This is a genomic window from Nocardioides guangzhouensis (assembly GCF_004519545.1).
GTDB classification, from domain to species: Bacteria; Actinomycetota; Actinomycetes; order Propionibacteriales; family Nocardioidaceae; genus Nocardioides; species Nocardioides guangzhouensis.
Map to the genome: position 1 here is coordinate 1 of NZ_SDKM01000125.1, position 818 is coordinate 818.

1 protein-coding gene is annotated in these 818 nt (G+C 71.4%); it reads right to left on the bottom strand.

Going from position 1 to position 818, the window contains the following annotated elements; genetic code table 11:
• Positions 1–33: 33 nt before the first annotated feature.
• Positions 34–818: SDR family oxidoreductase (locus EKO23_RS24755; RefSeq protein ID WP_134721255.1), on the bottom strand; the 785-nt coding region annotated here is incomplete at its 5' end.

Below are 818 nucleotides of genomic sequence, written 5' to 3' on the forward strand. Positions count from 1 at the left end.
GCTCGCTGGCGCTCGCTCCTCAACCACCGGCTCTCAGCGGTAGGGGGTCACGTCCACGTGGCCGTGGTCGAAACCGTGCTCGGCGATGAGGCGCCAGCAGTCCGGGCGGGAGCCGTCGGTGTCGGTGAGGTCGTAGGCCGCGGCGAGGTCGTACGACGTGAGCGAGCGGCCGGCGTACCGTGCGTGTCCCTGGTCCCCGGCCAGCGCGGCCACCCCGCGCGCGACGTAGGCCGGCGACTCGGAGATCGCGAACCCCGGCACCTTCTCGAGCGCGTCGCGCCACGTCTCCTCGGTGACCCCGACGTGGTCGAGCATGCTCTCTGAGCGCAGCCAGCCGGGCGTGACCGCGACCGTCGTCACCGGCAGGTCCCGCAGCTCGTGGGTCAGGCCGACCACGATCCGCTGCACGTTGGCCTTGACCAGGTCGTAGTACAAGCCCACGCCCTGGCGGAACTCCGCGTTGGACTCGACGGTGCCGTCGGTCATCTCGACCACCAGCCCGGGCACGCCATCCGTGGCGCTGCGCAGCACCAGTGGCAGGGCGTGGTGGGCGGTGACCAGGTGGCTGCGAACGCCCATCCCCATCATCCGCCAGCCGCCGTCGAGGTCGTGCTCCCAGAGCGGCTTCTCCCACTCGGCATACCGGTCGCCGCCGAACATGTCGTTGACCAGCACGTCGAGCCGGCCCTGCTCGGCGTCGATCCGCTCGACCAGGCGGCGTACGGCGTGCGGGTCCTCGAGGTCCACCACGATCCCCGGGTCCGGTGCTTGACCGTCCTTGCGGTGCGGGTGGTTTCGAGACGGGCTCGTTCCTCGCC